Raw genomic sequence first — 20,035 nt, 5'->3', positions numbered from 1 at the left:
CAACGCGCGCCAGACGCCCACCGACGCCGAGATGCGCCAGATGTGGCTCGACCTGCTGCGCTGGATCGGCGACCGCCTGGGAGCCAGCTGATGCAAGGCTTGCTCACGACCTGGCGGCTCGCCGCCGTGCTGCTGCTGGGCTTCGCGTCCGGCCTGCCCCTGGCCCTCACCGGCCAAGCCATGCAGGCCTGGATGAGCGCCGAGCACGTGGACGTGGCCACCATCGGCTTTTTGAGCCTGGTCGGCCTGCCCTACACCTTCAAGTTCCTGTGGGCGCCGCTGATGGACCGCTTCGAGCTGCCCGGCCTCGGGCGCCGGCGCGGCTGGATGGTCCTGACCCAGCTGCTGCTGGCCGCCCTGCTGTATGTGATGGCCGGCACCTCGCCCACCGGCGCCACGCGCGTCTTCGCCCTGCTGGCCGTGGCCGTGGCCTTCTTGTCGGCCTCGCAAGACGTGGTGATCGACGCCTACCGCACCGACCTGCTCAGCAGCGCCGAGCGAGGCCTGGGTTCGTCCACCGCCGTGCTGGGCTACCGCCTGGCGATGATCGTGTCGGGCGGCATCGTGATGATCTGGACGGACCCGAGCAACGCCGGCAGCGCCGCGGGCTGGACCTGGCCCGAGGTCTACCGCTTCATGGCCGGCATCATGGTCGCGGCGGCGGGCGTGTCGGCGCTGCTGGTGCCGCGCCTGACGCACGCGCCCACGCCGACCTCGGTGGCGCGCCACGACCTGATCGGCTTCGTCGCCGTGGTGGCAGCCGTGGCGGCGGGTGTGGTGCTCACCGATCAGGCCATCAAGCCGGCGGTGCAGGCGCTGCTGGGCGGCACGCTGGCGGCGTCGAGCCTGTCGGCCCCCCTGCAAAAGAAATGGCTGGACCTGGCCGCGCTGCTGGCCGGCATGGCCGTGACGATTCCGCTGGCCGGCTGGGCCGCGCAGGCGGCGCGCTTCGAGACCTTTCTCGGCGGCTTGCGCAGCTACTTCGCGCAGCCCGGCGCCAAGCCCTTTCTGGCCTTCGTGGTGCTCTACAAGTTGGGCGACGCCTTTGCGCTGTCGCTGCTCACGCCCTTCTTGCTGCAGGCCATGCACTTCAGTTCGGCCGAGGTGGGCGTGGTCAACAAGGTCATCGGCCTGTGGCTGACGATTGCCGGCGCGCTGGCCGGGGGCGCGCTGATGATGCGACTCGGGCTGTGGCGCTCGCTGCTGTTGTTCGGCGTCATCCAGATGCTGGGCAACCTGGGCTTCTGGTGGCTGGCGGTGCACGGCAAGGGCGCGTTGCCCGGGCTCACCGTGCCGGCCTTCGACTGGGGCTTCGTGCGCCTGGCTCAGCCGACGGATGTAGACGGCGGCCTGCTGCTGGCCGTGGCCTGCGAGAACATCTCGAGCGGCATGGGCACGGCGGCATTTTTGGCCTTCTTGATGAGCTTGTGCAACCACCGCTTCACGGCCACGCAATTCGCGCTGCTGTCGGCGTTCTCGTCGGTCGGTCGCGTGTGGGTGGGGCCGCTGGCCGGCGTGCTGGCCGAGACCATCGGCTGGCCCACCTTCTTCTTGCTGTCGATCGTCGTGGCGCTACCGGCGCTCGCGCTGCTGTGGTGGCTCAAGCCGCAGGTGCGGGCGCTGGAGGCCGAGCCTGCCTAGAATTTCAGGCTGATGACCCCATCTGCCACCTTGACCCGCTGCGCCGCAATGCTTCACACCCCGCACACCCCACTTGCCTTGCTCACGCGCCGTGCGTTCCGGGCCTCCGTTGTGTCGTCGATGCTGGCCTTGGGTTTGATCACGGCGAGCCTGCTGCCCGCGCAGGCGCGCGAGGGCGTCGAGGTGGGGCAGGAGTCGCGCTTCGCCAAGCTGGTGTCGGCCGACACCGTCGAAGGCGCGGCGAACCAGAAGTACGCCGAGCTGATGCAGCAGGCACGGGCGCAGAACGCGCTGTTCCCCGACAACCACCCGCAGGTCGTGCGCGTGCGCGACATCGCCCGGCGCATCGTCCCGTTCACGCCCGACTGGAACCCGCGCGCGCGGCAGTGGAACTGGCAGGTCAACCTGATCAACGCCAAGGAGGTCAACGCCTTCTGCATGCCCGGCGGCAAGATCGTGTTCTTCAGCGCGATCATCGACAAGCTCAAGCTCACCGACGACGAGATCGCCATCGTGATGGGCCACGAGACGGCCCACGCGCTGCGCGAGCACGCCCGCTCGCGCATGGGCAAGGCGGCGGCCACCGGCATCGCGGCGGGGTTGGTGTCGCAGCTGCTGGGCCTGAGCAGCACGGGCGATCAGCTGCTCAACATGGGCAACCAGTTGCTCAACCTCAAGTTCAGCCGCTCCGATGAAACCGAGGCCGACCTGGTCGGCATGGAGCTGGCCGCCCGCGCCGGCTACGACCCGCGCGCCGGCATCTCGCTGTGGCAAAAGATGGCCGAAGCCGCCAAGGGCGCGCCGCCCGAGTTCATCTCGACCCACCCGTCCGACAACACCCGCATCAAGCAGATCGAAGCCAATCTGCCCAAGGTGATGCCGCTCTACGAGCGCGCCGCCAAGCCGCCCAGGCGCTGAGCCTACCGCCCCAGCACGCGCAGGATCTCGGCGCCATAGGCTTGCAGCTTCTTGGCGCCGACGCCGCTGATGGTGCCGAGTTCGTCGAGATCGGCCGGGTAACGCCGCGCCATCTCGGCCAGCGTCGCATCGTGAAAGACGACGTAGGCCGGCAGGTTGTGCTCGCGCGCCACCTCGCCGCGCCAGGCCTTGAGCGCGGCGTAGCGCTCTTGTGCTTCGGCATCCAGATCGGCCGGTGCGGCGCCCGCCCCTTTGCCTGAGCCCCCCGTTTTGCCGCGCTTGCCCCGCGCGGTGGGCTCGCTGGCTTCGCGCAAACGCAGCGTCACCTCACCACGCAGCACGCTGCGGGCCGCATCGGTGAGCGTGAGGGTGTTGAACTCGCCCTCGGTTTCGACGTAACCCAATGCCACCAGCTGGCGCAGCACGGCACGCCACTGCGCCTCGCTCAAGTCGGCGCCGATGCCGAAGGTGCTCAAGGCGGCGTGGCCGTATTGCTCGACCTTGTCGGTGCGCTTGCCGCGCAGCACGTCGGTCAGGTGGCCGGCGCCAAAGCGCTGCTGGCCGTTCTGCCAGAAGCGGTAGATGCAGCTCAGCGCCTTGCGGGCGGCCTCGGTGCCGTCCCACGTGGCGGGGGGGGCGACGCAGTTGTCGCAGTTGCCGCATTTGTAGGCCCCCACGGTCGGCACTTCGTGCTGTCCCTGCCCCCCGAGGGGGCTCCGCCCGCCTTGGGGCGGCCCGGCGTCGGGCGGGCCCATCGTCTCGCCGAAGTAGGCCAGCAAGCGCACGCGGCGGCAGTCGTGCGCCTCGGCCAGCGCCAGCAGGGCGTCGAGCTTGCCGCGTTGCACGCGCTTGAAATCGTCGCTCGCCGCGCCTTCGTCGATCATGCGGCGCTGGTTCACCACGTCGGCCAGGCCATAGGCCATCCAGGCGTCGGCGGGCAGGCCGTCGCGCCCGGCGCGGCCGGTCTCTTGGTAGTAGCTTTCGATGTTCTTGGGCAGATCGAGGTGGGCCACGAAGCGCACGTCGGGCTTGTCGATGCCCATGCCGAAGGCGATGGTGGCGACCATGATGACGCCGTCCTCGCGCAAGAAGCGGTCTTGACTGCGCTGGCGTAGCGCCGCGTCCATGCCCGCGTGATACGGCAGCGCGTTGAGGCCTTCGCCATTGAGCCACTCGGCCGTGTCCTCGACCTTCTTGCGCGACTGGCAATAGACCACGCCCGCGTCGCCCTCGTGCTCGTTCTGGATGAAGCGCAGCAGCTGGGCGCGCGGGTTGTCCTTCTCGACGATGGTGTACTTGATGTTCGGCCGGTCGAAGCTGCTGATGAACAGCCGTGCGTCTTGCAGCTGCAGGCGTTCGATGATGTCGGCGCGCGTGAGCTCGTCGGCCGTGGCGGTGAGCGCAATGCGCGGCACGTCCGGAAAGCGCTCGTGCAGCATGCTCAGCGCCAGGTAGTCTTCGCGGAAGTCGTGTCCCCACTGGCTCACGCAGTGCGCTTCGTCGATGGCCACCAGGCTGAGCAGACCGCGCTCGTGCAGCGAGGCCAGCATGGCCTGGAAGCGCGGCGTGGTCACGCGCTCGGGCGCGGCGTAGAGCAGCACCAGCCGCCCGCTCATCAGCTCGCGCTCGACGCGCTGCGTGTCTTCGAGCGTCAGCGTCGAATTCAAGAAGGCCGCATGCACGCCGACTTCTTCGAGCGCCCCCACCTGGTCGTGCATCAGCGCGATCAGCGGCGACACCACCAGCGCCACGCCCTGGCCGCCGCGGTGCCGCGCAATGGCCGGCACCTGGTAGCACAGGCTCTTGCCGCCGCCGGTGGGCATGAGCACCAGCGCGTCGCCGCCTTCGGTGACGTGCTGCACGATGGCCTGCTGCGCGCCGCGAAAGGCGGGGTAGCCGAAGACTTCGCTGAGGATGTCGAGCGGGGCGGTGGAGGCAGGGCGGGCGAGGGAAGACACGAAAGCAGCAGTCGACGGGCGATACACGCAGCCCGCACTGTACCCCGCCCCACCTCTGGGCGACCGGGTCGCCTGCCCCGGGCTGGTAAGCTACGTGCCCACTCCCCGATTTTCGTGCCCTCGGCTCCCCACGAGCCGGTGCGGCGTCCGCATGGCGGGTCGTGCAAAACCTGTTTGGCGCGTCAGCGCTAGTTCGAGAACCTTTTTATGCTCCAGGAGCAAGCTTCATGGCCTCCATCAACAAAGTCATCCTGATCGGCAACCTGGGTCGCGACCCCGAAGTGCGCTACACGCCCAACGGCGCCGCCATCTGCAACATCACCATCGCCACCTCGCGCAACTGGAAAGACAAGAACACCGGCGACAAGGTCGAAGAGACCGAATGGCACCGCGTGGTCTTCTACGACCGCCTGGCCGAGATCGCCGGCGAGTACCTCAAGAAGGGCCGCCCGGTCTACGTCGAAGGCCGCCTCAAGACCCGCAAGTGGCAAGACAAGGACGGCAAGGACAACTACACCACCGAGGTGGTCGCTGAAAACATGCAGCTGCTCGGCGGCCGCGAAGGCGGTGGCTCGGGTGGTGGCTACGGCGGTGGAGACGAAGGCGGCTACTCGCGCGAGTCCGCCGCGCCGGCCGCCCGCCCGGCCGCACCGCGCTCGGCACCGGCTCCCAAGCCGGCACCCAAGTCGTCGGGCGGTTTCGACGACATGGACGATGACATTCCGTTCTAAATAGCACCTTGTTGCTTTTGTGTTGATTGAGGGCCCGCTTTCTCTATAGGAAGCGGGCCTTCTTTATTATCAACACTCTGTTTTGTGTTTAAGTGAGGAAGGAGCTTAACTACGAATTTTAAAAATGGTGGATAGATGCCACGATACATCGCGAAGCGCGTTCGGTTTCAGAACGGCGAGCATTACTCAGTGTTGAAGGGCCCTGACGGGCTCCCCGTTCATGCAGTGACTCTCTTCCTGCAGAAGTGGCGCAGACGGGGGCGCGCCGCCAACACCATTCAGACCGTCTGCCAATGCCTCGCGTTGCTTTATCGCGAATTGGACGCTTCTCCGCGTGTTGACCTTCTTGCGCGCTTACGAGCAGGGGAATTTCTCACCCCTGCCGAACTCAATCGCCTCGCAGACGCGGCCCAGTACGCCATGGACGACCTGTCTCACGCAGATGAGAACGAGGCGGGCAAGCAGGTAGTCAGTCTCAAGAGCGTGCGCATGCGCCGTAGCAAGCCATCGAAAGAGGCCGCCCCGGTGGGAAAGGCCAACCACGCCAACCGCATGCGCTACATGGCCAACTACCTAGAGTTTGTCGCCAGTTACTACGCTGCAGAACTTTCTGGGCCTGCACGTCAGCGGCTTCTACTGGACAGCACCGAGGCACTGAAAGGCTTCCGAGCGCAGATTCCGAAGGTGTCAAAGCGCGTGCAACAAGGCGCTAGGGAAGGGCTTTCGCAAGAGGACCAGGACCGACTGCTATCGGTTGTGCATCCGGACAGTCCTGACAACCCATGGCAGCGGGGCTTTGTAAGGAAGAGGAACTGGGTAATTGTGATGCTCATGCTCGCAACGGGTATGCGCAGCGGAGAGGCGCTCGGTCTGCAAATCGGCGACCTGAACGCACAGCTATCTCGGCTAGGCGTTCTTCGACGGGCCGACGCGCCCGAGGACCCGCGCCCCACTCCGGTCAATTCCAAAACAAACGCACGAGAACTTGAGTTGCGACCCGCAATCATGAAGGCGCTCCTGTCCCATATCGGAGAAGAGCGGCATGCCATCCGAGCGGCGCGCAGGTTCCCGCAGGTTTTCGTGGCTCAGGACGGTGCACCGCTCTCTATACGCAGTATCGGCAAGTTGTTCCAACAGTTGCGCGCTGCATGTCCTGGGCTTCCCGTTACGTTGACAAGCCACGTTTTGAGGCACACGTGGAACGAGCGGTTCTCTGAGCAGGCCGACCGTATGGGGCTGTCCGAAGTCGAAGAGATGCGTGCGCGTAATGAGCAGCAAGGCTGGTCAGAGAACTCGCAGTCTTCACGTGACTACACACGTCGCCATACGCGCCGCAAGGGGCGTGAGGTCGCCCTGAAACTACAAGAAAAACTCGATGCACCAAACGACTGAACAGAAATTCCTTGCGCTGGTCCCAGCTCTACCCGATAGGGTCGTCACTCGTAGCAAGACCTCCTTCGACCCTAGATCTGACCTTTGGGAATGGTCAGATGGTCCCTTCATTGCTCATGTGGACTTCACGCTGCTGGGTGTAGCAGGGGCGTCGTACAAGAGTTCATTGAAGGCGGCGCTGCTTTCCTACGTTACTGGCCACTCTTCCAGTCATGTTGAGAACCTGTTCGGTGCGTTCATACACTTCCTGAACAGCGCTCCTAAGCGGGACACGTGGGCGATTAATGAACAAGCGGTTGCTGACTACGCGGCCATGCTTGCGCCTAATGAAAAATGGCGCATCGGAACGCTGAATGGGTTGCTGCAGAAGTGGGTTGACCTGCAGTTACCGGGCGTCACGCCCGAATGTGCGACGTACCTGCGAGAGCATCGAAAGCCCGGGAACACAAAGGGCGACGCGGTTCGCACCCGGGACCCAGTCAAGGGCCCGTTTAGCGAAGCCGAGTACACAGCCTTGTACTCGGCGGCGAACGCGGCGTACGGCAAGGGCGAGCTACCGCTATGGACGCTGCTTCTGGCTCGCCTGTTGCTCGCATGCGGCGGGCGCATTTCGCAGTACGCCTCGCTTAAGCTCTGTGACTTCAATCCACAGACTTCCGTCCTGAAGCTTCCACAAGTTAAAACTGGACTTGACCACGCGCGTTCGAGCTTCCTGGAGTTCGATATCAGCGCTCAGACCTCGCAGCTCATCGTCGCATTTCGTGACGAACTACTTGCTTCGGGTGCGGCCGACGACAGTGCGTTCTTTTCCACAGATCTGGTCATGCCTAGGGGACCTCGAAAGAGCATTCGGTCCGAGGGCGATCTGTTTCTCGGGCACTGCACTCCAGGCATGCTGTCTCTGTGGTTTGTCCAGCTCATGAGGGACATCGCGCCGCCCACAGCGCGCCTTGACTATGCCCCCATGCCCGTTGCTCCCAAGCGGTTCCGATACACGTTTGGGACCCGAATGGCTGAGGAGGGAGCCAGCAAGCTGGTTATCGCGGAACGGCTGGGACACGCAGACCTCCAGAACGTCGACTGCTATGTCTCCGCATCTCCGAAGATTGTGGAGAGTTACGACAAAGCGTTGAGCAAGTTTCTGGCTCCACTCGCGCAGGCCTTCAAGGGGCAGGTGGTAGAGGACGAAGATCACAGTACTCACCAGGGCGCACCTGGCAGCCGAATCCACGACTTTCGCGTGACCACGGAGGGCCTCGGCAGCTGTGCTGGCAAGGCTAGTGGCTGTGGATTTAACAAGCCGGTCGCCTGCTACTCCTGCTTCCGGTTCGAGCCTTGGCTCGATGCTCCGCATGAGAAGGTGCTTCATCGACTCGAAGCAGACCGCCAGAAGTGGTCCTCGGATGACCGCATGGCTGCCATCAATGAAGAGCCTATTCGAGCCGTCAAGGAGGTCATCTCGCTATGCGCGCAAATCTGGTCGCAGCGCGGCCGTGAGGAAGGGGCAGTATGAGCGGCGCGCCTATCCTTCACTTCACGCCGCGAGCCGAGCTAGAGCCGCAAGCCAACCTCCAAGCCTTCATTGAGTTATGTCGAAAGTCAGAGGTCTTGCAGGCGCGCCTGCAATTCGACAAGCACGTATGGGAAGCTGGGTACTTCAAGGGGCAGAACAAGATCAATCGGGTCATCTTTAGCACGCTGGAAGCAGCTTGCCTGAACAAGCCCGAACCGAGCCTGCCCGAGCCCTTCTTGAATTTTGCCAAAGCGGTTGTCGTCTATCTTCAAGACAGTCGTCCAGTGACTTCACAAGCTACGCGGATCGCGGCACTTCGATGCCTTGAAGCGGCGCTGCGTCAAGAGTCGAAGGGGTCTCGGCCGACCGCTGTAGACCCTGTTGTGCTAGATACGGCGGTAGCGCTGGCCAAACAGCAGATGTCACCTCCGGTGGCATATCGCATCGCAGGTCAGTTGGAATACATCGCCGAGTTCATGGCTTCGAAGCTGTTCATATCTCTGCGCCAGCGCTGGACGCATGGGATGAAGAAGCCCCAGGAGGTGGGCTCTCGAATATCCAAGGAGGCCCTCGAAGACCGGAGAGAAAAGCTGCCGTCGGCAGCAACGTTGCGTGCCCTGGCGGGCATTTTTCACCAAGCTGTTGAGACACCGGATGTCATGACATCCAGCATGACTGCGCTGATGCTGTGCGCCCCTGAGCGCATCAATGAGGTTTTGCGCCTGAGACGTAACTGCCTTGTGGAGGGCGACGGCGAGTTCAGGGGCAAGTTGGGCCTTCGGTGGGCAGGCTCGAAGGGGTTCGAGAACACGACCAAGTGGTTACCGTCCGATATGACTGACATCGCTCGTGAGGCAGTAGAAAACTTGATTCGGGTGTCATCCCCTGCTAACGAGCTTGCAACCTGGTACACGGCTAACCCGACCAAGCTGTTCCTCCATGAGGGAGCTGCACACTTGCGCGGCCACCGCGTATTGAGTTTGAGCGAACTTGCTCTGGTGCTTTGGGGCGATGAGAGCGCAAAGTCCTCAGCGAATGCCTGGGCGAATAGTCACGAGTTGGAGAAACAGCCTCTGGGAGGCCGACGCATCGGGTACTTGTTGGAGGACGTGGAGCGAGCCATTCTCAGCATGCTGCCGGCTACCTTCCCCTTCATGCCCGGTGCGCCCGAGCTCCGGTGCATGGATGCCGTCGCGATCACTCGGACGAACGAGATGCACGCCGGCAGGGGAACCTACCTATGCATGTTCAGCTGCGTTGACAACGAGGCCATCACGAGTCGGTTCGGCACTAGGGAAGGTCGAGGCTCAATCTTTGAAACGTTCGGCTACACCGAGGGCGATGGTTCTCCAATTGAGTTCAACAGCCACAGCCTGCGCCACTACCTGAACACCCTCGCGCAGATGGGGGGCATGAGCAGCGCGGAAGTCGCAATCTTCTCGGGGCGCAAGGACGTCAAGCAGAACCGTCACTACGACCACATGTCTTCCGAGGAGGTGCAGGCGCCTATCAGCCAGGCATTGAAAGCAGGTTTCACAGCTGAGCTTGAGCCCGTTGATGTGAAAGGGCGGAACTTGATGATGCGCAGCGAATTCAAAGGGCTTGGGCTCACAGCCGCGCACACGACGGAGTACGGCTGGTGCCGTCACAACTTCGCGAGCGAGCCTTGCCAGATGTATCGCGACTGCATCAACTGCCAAGAGCAGGAATGCGTCAAAGGTGAATCGCACAAGGAAGCAAATCTACGGCAACTGAAGAGCGAGACCGAATACCTGCTGAAGCGGGCCAAGGAGGCCTTAAGCGACGACGAGTACGGTGCTGATGTCTGGGTCAAGCATCAAGCCGCCACCCTGGAGCGTGTGAATTCGATGCTTTCCATATTGGAGAACCCTGAAGTGCCCGTGGGTTCACGTATCCGGCTGGATATTTCCAACGCGCCTCTCATCATGGCCGACAACGTGAAATCTATCCGCTTCATCAAGAACAACAAGAAGCAGGCATTGCCATGAAGAAGAACCGTGCACCCGACCTGACGCCGGCTCACATTGCCACCGCCCTTGACACGCTAGACACGTGGAGAGGCAAGCTGACCTGGGACCTTCTGCTGGACAAGCTGGAGGAGGCGTGGGGGCATCGGTACTCCCGCTACACCTTGGCCAGCTATGCTGAGGTAGCCAATGCCTTTGCACACCGCAAGGATGCCCTAAGGGGCACGCTTCCCAAGTCTCGTGGCACCCCTACCGACGAGCGCGTCCGTGCAGCCATGGAGCAAGCAGAGCGGTTCAAGGCGAAGGCTGAGCGGTTGGAAGCGGAGAACAACCTTCTGGTGGAGCGTTTCGTGACCTGGGCGCACAACGCGGAACGCAAGGGCGTCACCATGGACATGTTGAACGCGCCCTTGCCAAAGCCCGATCGTGACCGCTCGAAAACGGTGAAGTGATACCTAGCTAGCAATAGGTCGCCAGGAAGAACGTTCAGCGATTCCATACGTTGATGGACCGGCAGCGACTTCCCTTTGGCGCCGGCATCACGGTGAACCATGTCCTGGGGTTTCCGCAGTCCCGCCGATCACCGCCGGCGCCTGGGAATTGCCGCGTAACCAGTCCAGGATTTCTGCCGCCCCCACCTAGCCGATTGAACTTTGACCCAAGGCTTGGGGCCGGCACACAGCCCAAGCTGCGTCCAAAACGTATGCCGAGTGGCCGATCCATGGCATGGTGTCTTGTCACGCCCTGAAATCGCGGCTGAGCGTTACCAGTCGCTCCAACGGCCCAACGTCCCCCACTAGCGGCGTGATCGGATACCCGCCATAACGCGTGCCTTCGGAGCTGGTAACTACAGCGTCCGAAGCTGCGCCGTCAGGTGGGCAGGTTGGCATATCGACGCTGCGGATGTTTACAAACGCCCAGTCCCCGGACGGGGACCACGACGGGGAGAGAACCAGACGCAGGGAGACCAGTGGACCAAATGGAGCTTGGCTTGCGAACAGCAGGAGGTCGGCCCCACCGCTAAGCAAAAACGTTCGTTCGACGTCGTCCCCCAGATCTCGCACTGTCGCCATATACCAAGGGGTGTTTAGTTCGACCTCGACCGCGCGCCATGTCGTCCACCTATCGTCCAGTTGGATTGGGAATCGAAATGGTTCATGTGTTGCGAACATTGATAAATTCCTCCCGCGCAATTGTGACTTAAAAGCGGCTGACTTAAAAGCGGCACAGCAACAGACTTGGCGTGGTTATGTCAGGTACTGCAACTGCGCCCAACGTCTATCCGAGAGCCCGCGAACTGCTGGCACTGAACGTTTTGTCCATGCGTCTTGCTCTCGGTTGGAGCCAGGAAGCATTGGCATTTGAGGCAGGTCTGCACAGGACATTCATCGCACATGTGGAACGTCACGCGCGGAACATCTCGCTGGACAATCTCGAGCGGATCGCCATTGCCTTAGGCGTTGAGCCGTTCGAGCTATTGGTTCCAAGGGCAGCAAAGTCGCAGTAGTCGCACCACGGCTGAAATGCCGCTTATCGGTCTTTTCATCAATGGGCTGTGTGCGCCGATGAATTTCGACCAGACGGATGTCGGTTGAATCGGTTTTCGCCACTCATCACTCTTGATTGACCGGCCCAAGGCGATTTCGCCTTGGGCCTGCTTGGCGTTCGACCAAAAAAAGTCTTGGTACCAATGTCTTAGACTCATCCACCGTCGGCCGTGGCTTGAGTCCGCACGTCGCCCCTGGTTGCCCCAAAATCGGCGCGGCTGGTCAAGATCGAATTGCGCACTCACCCAGCGGCAGTCATCGTCGAACACAAGGAGGAACGCGGGAGATGCAAGTGGTCATGGGAGAAATGAACGGCGTCAGGCTCCTCGATTTGATGAATTCAGCCGCAGGGAAATGCAGCCGTGTGACCGCCGCCGTTGCCTACGGAACACAGAACAACCCGTTCTTCCAGCACTGCTACACGAACAAGATCTTTCTAGATTTCTACGGACTTCTGGATGAGGACGCTGCGGTTGCGGTTCCCGTGCTCCAAGACATGTTGCAGGCCGGCCCGCTCGCGGTGAACCCGAGGCTCGTTAAAGGGCACTTCCATTCGAAGATCATCTGGTGGCACGGCTTCGGTGCCTACATCGGCTCCGCCAATTTGACTTCCAACGCCTGGTTCACCAACGTCGAGTGCGGTGTCTTCTTTGAAGAGGCCGAGATTGTCGGCAACCAACTTCAGCTGGATCTGGAACAGCAATTCGGCTACCTCAAGGACGTGTCGGCACCAGTGACCGCAGAACTGGTCAAAGTGTTGAGCAAGCTCGGCACCTGGGAGCAAGGCGTCTACACCGCGCGCCAAAAGCTCAAGTCTCAATTCGAGGAAGCGACAAAAGGCATCCCTGCTCACAAAGGACTAACAGCGCCGAAATCAAAACTCCAGACCACGGCGTTTACCCGATTCACCACCGAATGGACGCAAACGCTGGAGTTGTTGCGCGGCCTGTGTCGAGAGTTCACGAAACTGAACAAGCGGCCAAGCTGGGTATCACCTGACGCCGAACCTGCCGTGCATTTCGACCAGTTCCTGCATGCGTTCTACTACGTGAAAGTTCGGGACGAACGCGCCGATGGCGACAGCACAAAAAGTGTTGAACTGGTCAACTGGGCCTATCAGCGTCATCGAGCAGATCCGGGCAAAGCGCTTGCCGATGCGGCCTCGTGGTGGGCAAGCCTGCCGGAGGCTCCTTATGGTGAGGATATCTTCATCGGCAAGATCGCTCCGAAAATTCGAGAGCGGTTTGCCCAGGACGAGCTCCGCCGTTGGCAACTGAAGGACTTCCAGGAGGTCTTCTTCGAAGTGCATGCGTTCAAAACGCATGCTCGGCAGATGAAGAATTCCATCCTCGGCCTCGCCAAAGGACATTCAGAGACAGAGCTGGAGCGATCCAATCGCGTCGCGCAATGGCTCTGGGAAATGAAGCGTGACGAGTCGCAAATGCATGTGAGGGATCTACTGGAGTTCCTCGTGTGGGACCAGTCGGTCCCGAACATGACAGAGCGCCTTTGGATGGTGACAACCGACAGCAAGTGGCGCTATGACCACTTCGGGCCAAGTTCTCTTGGAGAGGCCATTGGTTGGGCTCGCCCTGACCTGTTCCCTCCAAGAAACAATCGAACCAACAAGGCGCTCCGATCGCTCGGTCACGACGTCGCGCTGTTCTCCGAGTAGGTATGGTCTCCAGACGGGTCGGTCCGTGACGTGGCAGACCCGTGCATCAACGCCCACGGTCACCGGGGGGCGGTATCAGGGCGCGCCCGAGGCGCCGCGTGCACCTCTACCTGCATGCAGTTGGACGAGCCGGCTCATGAAGACGCGCTCGCGCAAAATGCCCGACTCAATCCTCGTTTCGCGTGACTCTTACGCCCCGGACCTGGCTTGTGTGGTCGGCAAGCGAAGCAATTCGCAGATGTCCAGCCCAAGTCCGTTGACCAGCGCTTCCATGTTGTCGACCGCGATGTTGCGCTCGCCACGTTTGACAGACCCCACGTAGGTACGGTGCAGGTCGGCCAGTTCGGCCAGGCCTTCCTGGGCCACCAGTACGCATGCGAAGCCGCCGCCACTGCCGCCTAAGTCACGCGGCGAAACGTGCCCCTCCACCTCGGTGGGGTACACAACCCCTGAGAGCACCTATCAGTGCTTTGGGTTGAGGGCCCGGTCAATCGGCGCGTGAAGGCCGGAGGCAAGACCCGCTGGCCACCAATTCACATCGATTGATAACAAAACTTATCAATCGGAGCGATTGGACATCAATGCTCGGACCATGCTCCATTGCCAGATAACTCCCGCGCGCATATGATGTTTTTTCTTATCAAACGCTCTTCTGGAACATCTTGTGATCCGTTTCAAGCTCGCCGAGCAGATCGAGAAGAAGCAGTTTCGGGAGTCCCGACGCATCACCATCCAAGAGGTGGCTGAAGCCTCCGGGGTCAACCGCATGACGCTGTCCAAGATCCTGAATCACCGGGGCTACAGCACGGGCACTGACATCGTCGACAAGCTCTGCACCTACTTCGGCTGTCCCGTGTCCGACTTGCTTGAACACGTTGTCGATCGGGGCTGACCTGCACACCTGAATGCAGCCACGCCCGCCCACAAGCGCCCAGAAGAACACCCCCTCATGTCTCAAGCCAAGCTCACCCTCTCCCGCCTAGAAAGCCTGCTGCTGACCGCCTGCGACGACCTGCGCGGGAACATGGACGCCAGTGAGTACAAGGAATACATCTTCGGCATGCTGTTCCTCAAGCGGGCCAGTGACCTGTTCGATCAGCGCCGCGAAGAAATCCGCCGCGAGGGCGAAGCTGCAGGCATGTCGCCCGAAGACATCGCCGCACTGCAGGAAGACGCCGACCAGTACTCAGGCAAGTACTTCTACGTGCCGCCTCGCGCGCGCTGGAGCGAGCCTTGGACCGAATGGGTCAACGGCGATCCCGTGCTGCGTCCGGCACTGAAGCACGTCAAGGAGAACGTCGGCTCCGCACTGAACAAGGCGCTGGCCGCACTGGAAGAAGCCAACTCCGACGCGCTGGAAGACGTGCTGAAGGAGACCATCAACTTCAACCGAAAGATCGGGCAGAACACGCTGGATGACGACACGCTGGTCGACTTCATCCAAAACTTCGAGAAGATCCCGCTGCACGACGACGACTTCGAGTTCCCCGACCTGCTGGGCGCGGCGTATGAATGGCTGATCAAGCACTTCGCCGATTCGGCCGGCAAAAAGGCCGGTGAGTTCTACACACCGGCAGAGGTGGTGCGGGTGTGCGTGGAGATCTGCGACCCGACCGAAGACATGCGGGTATACGACCCAACGGTCGGCTCAGGCGGCATGTTGATCCAGGCGCGTGACTACGTGCGCGAGTGCGGTGGCGATTCGCAGAACCTGTCGCTGTTCGGCCAGGAAAAGATGGGCACCGTGTGGTCCATCTGCAAGATGAACATGCTGCTGCATGGCATCTCGCACGCTGACATCCGCAACGCCGACACGCTGGCCGACCCCAAACACATGGACCCGACCACCGGCGAGCTGATGCGCTTCGACCGCGTGCTGGCCAACCCGCCTTTCAGCCAGAACTACGCCAAGACGAAGTCCAAGGACGATGGCAGCGGTGCCAAGAAGAAGGAGCCCATCGCCTTCCCCGGCCGCTTCCACGTGTGGATGCCTGAGAAGGGCAAGAAGGCCGACCTGATGTTCGTGCAGCACATGCTGGCCGTGCTGAAGAGCGACGGTCGCATGGCCACGGTGATGCCGCACGGCGTGTTGTTCCGCGGCGGGGAGGAGCGCGAGGCGCGCCAATACATCATCGACAAGGGGTACCTGGAGGCGGTGATCGGGCTGCCTGCCAACCTGTTCTATGGCACAGGCATCCCCGCCTGCATCCTGGTGCTCAACAAGGCGGGGGCCCAGGATCGAAAGCACGTGCTCTTCATCAATGCCGACCGGGAGTACCGCGAAGGCAAGGCCCAGAACCACCTGCGGCCGGAAGACGTGGACAAGATCGTCAATACCTACCGCACGGGCCATCGCATCGAGCGCTATGCAGAGTTGGTTCCCATCGAGCAGATTCGGGCCGAGGACTACAACTGCAACATCCGCCGCTATGTGGACAACGCCCCCCCGCCGGAGCCGCATGACGTGCGGGCCCATCTGCACGGTGGCGTGCCCATGCCCGAAATTGACGCATTGGCCCACTACTGGAGCAACTACAGCGGCCTGCGTGACGCCTGCTTCACGCCCCGTGCAGCGCCCGAGCACGGCATTCTGTACGCCGACTTCACCGCGGCCATCGCCCAAGACAAGCGCGCGATCGCCGAGCTGGTGAAGCAGCACCCCGGCGTGCAGCAACGGCACGCCCAGTTCATGGGCGAACTGGAAGCTTGGTGGCACCAACACCTGCCGCTGGTGGAAGCCCTGGCACCCGATGCCGACAACCAGCATGCCCGTCCCCACAACGTGTACGAGCTGCGGGCCAAGCTGCTGGAGAGCATCGAGCATATCTTCTCCAAGCAGCACCTGTTAAACCGTTTCCAGGTGCGCGGTGCGTTCGCCAACTTCTACAAGCTGCTGGCCTCAGACCTGAAGTCCATCTTCGCCAGCGGCTGGGGTCCAGAGCTGATTCCCGACGACGACATCCTGCAGAGCCAGTTCCCGCAGTTGCTGGCCGAGCTGGAGCAACAGCGCGCCCGCCTAGCCGAACTGCAGGCGCTGTTCGCTGCAGCCAGCGAGGAAGGTTACGAAGACACCGACGACACCGGCGTGCTGCCAGCCGATGAGGTGAAGACGCTCAAGAACGAGCTGAAGGAAGCCACCGCCGAATGGAAGGCCCAGCTCAAGACCCTCAAGGGCGCTGTCGCCGATCTGTTCACCGAGATCAGGACGGCAGGCTTACTGCCCAAAGGCACTGACAAGGCCCACCACTGCACCGACGGCTTTACGAACAAGGAAGCACGGTTCGTCAACGGTCAGCGGGTGCTGAGCCTGGCGCAAGAGGTGGGGCACTCGTCCGGCATCATCGTCGTCATCGAAGCTGCGATGGCCGCGGGCCAACAGGCCAAGGCGGCAGCCGAGCGGCTGGAAGCCAAGCTGGCAGCCCACAAGACCCTCGAAGACGAGGCCAAAGCGCTGAAGGCGACCATCAAGTCTACGCAGGCCAAGAAGGACGAGTTGGTGGAGCAGGCGCGGCTGAAGATCAGCACGGACGAGGCGCGGCAAGTGATCGTCGCGCGGCTGGGAAAAGTGCTGATGGACAGCTACCGGCACTACCTGCGCGCCGACCAGCGCGCTTGCGTGGCCGCACTCGACAACCTTTGGGACAAGTACGCGGTGACAGCGCGGCAGATCGAGACTGAGCGCGATGCAGCGGCGGCGGCGTTGCAGCGGTTTCTGGTGGAGTTGGGGTATGCGTGAGACCTTGGCTGCTCTTGCAGACATCCACTACGGCAGTTCGCCAAATGGCGTCTCTGCCGTCGATGGCAGCTTCCCGATCTACGGCACCGGAGGCGTTTACGGCAAAGCCACCCGATCGCTTTTCCCTGCCGGGATTGTTGTCGCACGGAAGGGGTCCCTTGGCTCGCCACATCTGGTCAAGCAGCCCTTCTGGCCCGTTGACACCACCTATGCTGTCATTCCCAAAAAGAACATCGATATTGAGTGGCTGTACTTTTGTCTACTCAACTTCGACCTGACAAAGCTCAATGAGGCAACGGGTGTTCCGAGCATCAGTCGCAGCTGGCTCTCGAAGATTGAGTTCTTGAATCCGGGCGCCGAGAAGCAGAAATACATCGCTGCCTGTTTGGCAAGCATCGACACTGCCATCGAAAGAACCGAAGCCCTAATCACCAAGCACCAGCAGATCAAGGCTGGGCTGATGCAGGACCTGTTCACGCGCGGCGTGCAACCCAACGGTCAACTTCGCCCACCCCGCAGCGAGGCGCCGGGGCTGTATCAGGAAACAGCGTTGGGGTGGCTACCACGGGAATGGTCTGTGTCTGACTGCGGCCGCGAGTTTGCTATTGACTCGGGAATCACACTCGGCCCGCACAGAAGACCTGGCAGGAATGCTCGCCCCTACCTCCGAGTAGCGAATGTGCATCGCGACGAGCTGCGGCTTGAAGACCTTGCTCATCTGGAAGAGCTTGCGGGCGATTCCGATCTGTCCTTGAAGGAAAAGGACTTGCTCGTGGTGGAAGGTCACGCCAACCGGATGGAAATTGGCCGGTGCGCAATGATCACTGCAGCCGCCGTTGGCATGCTTTTTCAGAACCATCTGTTCCGGCTTAGACCGCAGCGCCTGATTTCCGAGTTTGCGCTGGACTGGTTGAATTCACACCACGCCCAGCGGTATTGGGACATGACTTGCTCGACCAGTTCAGGACTCAATACCATCAACCGGAAGATGCTGGGTCGCCTACCGGTACATGTTCCGCCTGTGGACGAACAGGCTCGAATCGTTCGAGCAAGCTCAGGTGCAAAGTGCCGGATCGAAGAAGAGGCCCAATTGCTCGCCAAGCTGCGGCGTCAAAAACTCGGCCTCATGCAAGACCTGCTCTCTGGCCGCGTCTCGGTAGACCATCTCGTCCCGGAGTTGGCAAGTGCCTAACCACTACGCCGAGCTCAACCCCAAGAAGGCGCTGATTTGGCGCATCATTCACCGCGACAACCTACCGTGGGTGCTGGACAACGGCCTGTACTGCGGGAACAGCGCCGTGCGCGCGCCCAACTGGGTCAGCATCGGCAACCCGGAGCTGATCAGCAAACGCGCCACTCACCCAGTGCAACCGCCACCGGGCGGACACTTGAACGACTACGTGCCGTTCTATTTCACGCCCTTCTCGCCAATGCTGATGAACATCAAGTCAGGCCGTGGCGGCATTCCGCAGCGCAGCAACGACGAGATAGTGATCCTTGTGTCCGACCTGCACCGCGTGGCGGCAGACGCCAGCTTGCGCTGGCTTTTCACCGACAGCCATGCCTACTACCAATGGGCGAACTACTACAGCAGCCTGGAGCACCTGGATAAAATCGACTGGCCGATTCTTCAGGCCCGCGACTTCAAGCGGGACCCGGACGATCCCGCCAAGTTCGAGCGCTACCAGGCCGAGGCGCTCGTCCACCAGCACATGCCCGTCAGCGCCCTGCTGGGCATCGTGTGCTACACCGCTGCTTTGAAGCAGAGCATTGACCAACAAGTGGCGGCGCGAAGGTTGAACCTCGCGGTGTACGCCCGACCCGGTTGGTACTTTTGATGCCGAAGACCACACCATGATCACATTCACCGAAGGCAATCTGCTGGAAGCCCGCGCCGAGGCGCTGGTCAATACCGTCAACACCGTGGGGGTGATGGGTAAGGGCATCGCGCTGATGTTCAAGGAGCGCTTTGACGACAACTACCGCCAGTACGCCGCAGCTTGCAAGGCCAAGCAGGTGCAGGTGGGCAAGATGTTCGTCACGCCAGTCCATGAGCTGGGCGGGCCGCGCTGGATCGTCAACTTCCCCACCAAGCAGCACTGGCGCAGCCCCTCCCGCATGGAGTGGGTGGTGGAAGGCCTGCAAGACCTGCGGCGCTTCCTGCTTCAAGAGCAAGTGAAGTCCATCGCCATCCCGCCGCTGGGCGCCGGCAATGGCGGCCTGGACTGGGCCCTGGTGCGGCCGCAGATCGAAGCAGCCCTGGGAGACCTGGACATCGAGATCATGGTGTACGAGCCCACGCGCCAGTACCAGAACGTGGCCAAACGCGCCGGCGTGGAGAAGCTGACGCCTGCCCGCGCCCTGATCGCAGAACTGGTGCGCCGCTACTGGGTGCTGGGCATGGAATGCAGCCTGCTGGAGATCCAGAAGCTGGCCTGGTTCCTGGAACGCTCCATCGAGCGTGTGAGCCCTGAGCACAACCCGCTGAAGCTGCAGTTCGTGGCCCACAAGTACGGGCCGTACGCCAACCGCCTGGACCATCTGCTGAACAACCTAGACGGCAGCTACCTGCACAGCGACAAGCGCATCAGCGATGCCGATCCGTTCGACGTGATCTGGTTCGACGACAACCGCAAGACGCTGGTGCAGGCCTTCCTGAAGAGCGAAGCCAAGGAGTACCTGCCCGCTCTCGAAGCCACTGCCAGCCTGATCGACGGGTTCGAGTCGCCCTTCGGCATGGAGTTGCTGGCCACGGTGGACTGGATGCTGGCGCGCGACGGTGTGGAACCCACGGTGCCGGCATTGCGTGACGGCTTGCGGCACTGGCGCGGCGGTGCGGATGCGGCTGCGCGCAAGGACAAGCTCTTTGACGACAAGGCGCTGGGCATTGCACTGGCACGATTGACCCAGGCTCCCGCGGCCGCGCAGTGAAGGTC

At 62.0% G+C, this 20,035-nt stretch carries 16 protein-coding genes; 14 read left to right on the top strand and 2 right to left on the bottom strand.

Annotation, left to right across the window (positions count from 1 at the left end; all coding sequences use genetic code 11):
* The first annotated feature begins 90 nt into the window (after window positions 1-90).
* Window positions 91-1,641: an MFS transporter gene (locus ACE3SS_RS07860; protein WP_374592635.1), complete on the top strand. Its 1,551-nt coding sequence runs from the start codon at window positions 91-93 to the stop codon at window positions 1,639-1,641.
* Between the two features lie 48 nt (window positions 1,642-1,689).
* Complete coding sequence (locus ACE3SS_RS07855; protein ID WP_374592633.1) at window positions 1,690-2,559, top strand: M48 family metallopeptidase; 870 nt, start codon at window positions 1,690-1,692, stop codon at window positions 2,557-2,559.
* Between the two features lie 2 nt (window positions 2,560-2,561).
* On the opposite strand, the gene ACE3SS_RS07850 is transcribed toward ACE3SS_RS07855, so the two are convergent.
* Window positions 2,562-4,517, bottom strand: a complete 1,956-nt coding sequence (locus ACE3SS_RS07850; RefSeq protein WP_374592631.1) for a RecQ family ATP-dependent DNA helicase — start codon at window positions 4,515-4,517, stop codon at window positions 2,562-2,564.
* A 227-nt stretch (window positions 4,518-4,744) separates the two neighbouring features.
* On the opposite strand from ACE3SS_RS07850, the gene ssb reads away from it, so the two are divergent.
* The 7 genes from ssb to ACE3SS_RS07815 all read left to right on the top strand — a co-directional run bounded on the left by ssb (window position 4,745) and on the right by ACE3SS_RS07815 (window position 13,363).
* Window positions 4,745-5,248, top strand: coding sequence for a single-stranded DNA-binding protein (ssb, locus tag ACE3SS_RS07845; RefSeq protein ID WP_374592629.1), 504 nt, complete (start codon window positions 4,745-4,747; stop codon window positions 5,246-5,248).
* A gap of 135 nt (window positions 5,249-5,383) precedes the next feature.
* A complete protein-coding gene (locus tag ACE3SS_RS07840) occupies window positions 5,384-6,640 on the top strand; it encodes a tyrosine-type recombinase/integrase (protein WP_374592627.1) in 1,257 nt (418 codons plus the stop codon).
* The gene (locus tag ACE3SS_RS07835) at window positions 6,624-8,153 is read left to right on the top strand and encodes a site-specific integrase (protein WP_374592625.1); all 1,530 of its coding nucleotides are present in this window, start codon (window positions 6,624-6,626) and stop codon (window positions 8,151-8,153) included. The genes ACE3SS_RS07840 and ACE3SS_RS07835 overlap by 17 nt, the downstream gene beginning before the upstream one ends.
* Entirely contained in the window at window positions 8,150-10,162 is a 2,013-nt protein-coding gene (locus ACE3SS_RS07830) for an integrase (RefSeq protein WP_374592623.1), read from the top strand. The genes ACE3SS_RS07835 and ACE3SS_RS07830 overlap by 4 nt, the downstream gene beginning before the upstream one ends.
* A complete protein-coding gene (locus ACE3SS_RS07825) occupies window positions 10,159-10,593 on the top strand; it encodes a hypothetical protein (RefSeq protein WP_374592621.1) in 435 nt (144 codons plus the stop codon). Before ACE3SS_RS07830 ends, ACE3SS_RS07825 begins: the two co-directional genes overlap by 4 nt.
* Window positions 10,594-11,390: 797 nt before the next feature.
* Window positions 11,391-11,648: a helix-turn-helix domain-containing protein gene (locus tag ACE3SS_RS07820; protein ID WP_374592619.1), complete on the top strand. Its 258-nt coding sequence runs from the start codon at window positions 11,391-11,393 to the stop codon at window positions 11,646-11,648.
* Window positions 11,649-11,974: 326 nt separating this feature from the next.
* Window positions 11,975-13,363 carry a phospholipase D family protein gene (locus ACE3SS_RS07815; RefSeq protein ID WP_374592617.1) on the top strand — a complete coding sequence of 463 codons (1,389 nt, stop codon included), beginning with the start codon at window positions 11,975-11,977 and terminating at the stop codon, window positions 13,361-13,363.
* Between the two features lie 189 nt (window positions 13,364-13,552).
* Here ACE3SS_RS07815 and ACE3SS_RS07810 read toward each other — a convergent pair whose 3' ends face one another.
* Window positions 13,553-13,807: a helix-turn-helix domain-containing protein gene (locus ACE3SS_RS07810; RefSeq protein WP_374592615.1), complete on the bottom strand. Its 255-nt coding sequence runs from the start codon at window positions 13,805-13,807 to the stop codon at window positions 13,553-13,555.
* Between the two features lie 220 nt (window positions 13,808-14,027).
* Between ACE3SS_RS07810 and ACE3SS_RS07805 the strand changes: the two genes are divergently transcribed.
* The 5 genes from ACE3SS_RS07805 to ACE3SS_RS07785 are packed head-to-tail and all read left to right on the top strand — an operon-like array spanning window position 14,028 to window position 20,030.
* On the top strand, window positions 14,028-14,255 hold the full coding sequence (locus ACE3SS_RS07805; RefSeq protein WP_374592613.1) for a helix-turn-helix domain-containing protein: 228 nt from the start codon (window positions 14,028-14,030) through the stop codon (window positions 14,253-14,255).
* A 57-nt stretch (window positions 14,256-14,312) separates the two neighbouring features.
* Complete coding sequence (locus tag ACE3SS_RS07800) at window positions 14,313-17,099, top strand: N-6 DNA methylase (protein ID WP_374592611.1); 2,787 nt, start codon at window positions 14,313-14,315, stop codon at window positions 17,097-17,099.
* Window positions 17,092-18,291: a restriction endonuclease subunit S gene (locus ACE3SS_RS07795; RefSeq protein WP_374592609.1), complete on the top strand. Its 1,200-nt coding sequence runs from the start codon at window positions 17,092-17,094 to the stop codon at window positions 18,289-18,291. The genes ACE3SS_RS07800 and ACE3SS_RS07795 overlap by 8 nt, the downstream gene beginning before the upstream one ends.
* Window positions 18,284-18,937 (top strand): DUF4433 domain-containing protein, encoded by a 654-nt coding sequence (locus ACE3SS_RS07790; protein WP_374592607.1) that lies wholly within the window; start codon window positions 18,284-18,286, stop codon window positions 18,935-18,937. The genes ACE3SS_RS07795 and ACE3SS_RS07790 overlap by 8 nt, the downstream gene beginning before the upstream one ends.
* Window positions 18,938-18,953: 16 nt before the next feature.
* Window positions 18,954-20,030 carry a macro domain-containing protein gene (locus tag ACE3SS_RS07785; RefSeq protein WP_374592605.1) on the top strand — a complete coding sequence of 359 codons (1,077 nt, stop codon included), beginning with the start codon at window positions 18,954-18,956 and terminating at the stop codon, window positions 20,028-20,030.
* Window positions 20,031-20,035: the final 5 nt, after the last annotated feature.

The organism is Aquabacterium sp. (assembly GCF_041915145.1).
Classification (GTDB): Bacteria; Pseudomonadota; Gammaproteobacteria; order Burkholderiales; family Burkholderiaceae_C; genus Aquabacterium.
Note: the sequence above shows the minus strand (reverse complement) of the source record. Positions and strands in the feature narration are given on the sequence as shown.

Coding starts and splice junctions, on each gene's coding strand:
- ACE3SS_RS07860 (WP_374592635.1), top strand. CDS start 91: ATGCAAGGCTTGCTCACGACCTGGCGGCTCGCCGCCGTGCTGCTGCTG.
- ACE3SS_RS07855 (WP_374592633.1), top strand. CDS start 1,690: ATGCTTCACACCCCGCACACCCCACTTGCCTTGCTCACGCGCCGTGCG.
- ssb (WP_374592629.1), top strand. CDS start 4,745: ATGGCCTCCATCAACAAAGTCATCCTGATCGGCAACCTGGGTCGCGAC.
- ACE3SS_RS07840 (WP_374592627.1), top strand. CDS start 5,384: ATGCCACGATACATCGCGAAGCGCGTTCGGTTTCAGAACGGCGAGCAT.
- ACE3SS_RS07835 (WP_374592625.1), top strand. CDS start 6,624: ATGCACCAAACGACTGAACAGAAATTCCTTGCGCTGGTCCCAGCTCTA.
- ACE3SS_RS07830 (WP_374592623.1), top strand. CDS start 8,150: ATGAGCGGCGCGCCTATCCTTCACTTCACGCCGCGAGCCGAGCTAGAG.
- ACE3SS_RS07825 (WP_374592621.1), top strand. CDS start 10,159: ATGAAGAAGAACCGTGCACCCGACCTGACGCCGGCTCACATTGCCACC.
- ACE3SS_RS07820 (WP_374592619.1), top strand. CDS start 11,391: ATGTCAGGTACTGCAACTGCGCCCAACGTCTATCCGAGAGCCCGCGAA.
- ACE3SS_RS07815 (WP_374592617.1), top strand. CDS start 11,975: ATGCAAGTGGTCATGGGAGAAATGAACGGCGTCAGGCTCCTCGATTTG.
- ACE3SS_RS07800 (WP_374592611.1), top strand. CDS start 14,313: ATGTCTCAAGCCAAGCTCACCCTCTCCCGCCTAGAAAGCCTGCTGCTG.
- ACE3SS_RS07795 (WP_374592609.1), top strand. CDS start 17,092: ATGCGTGAGACCTTGGCTGCTCTTGCAGACATCCACTACGGCAGTTCG.
- ACE3SS_RS07785 (WP_374592605.1), top strand. CDS start 18,954: ATGATCACATTCACCGAAGGCAATCTGCTGGAAGCCCGCGCCGAGGCG.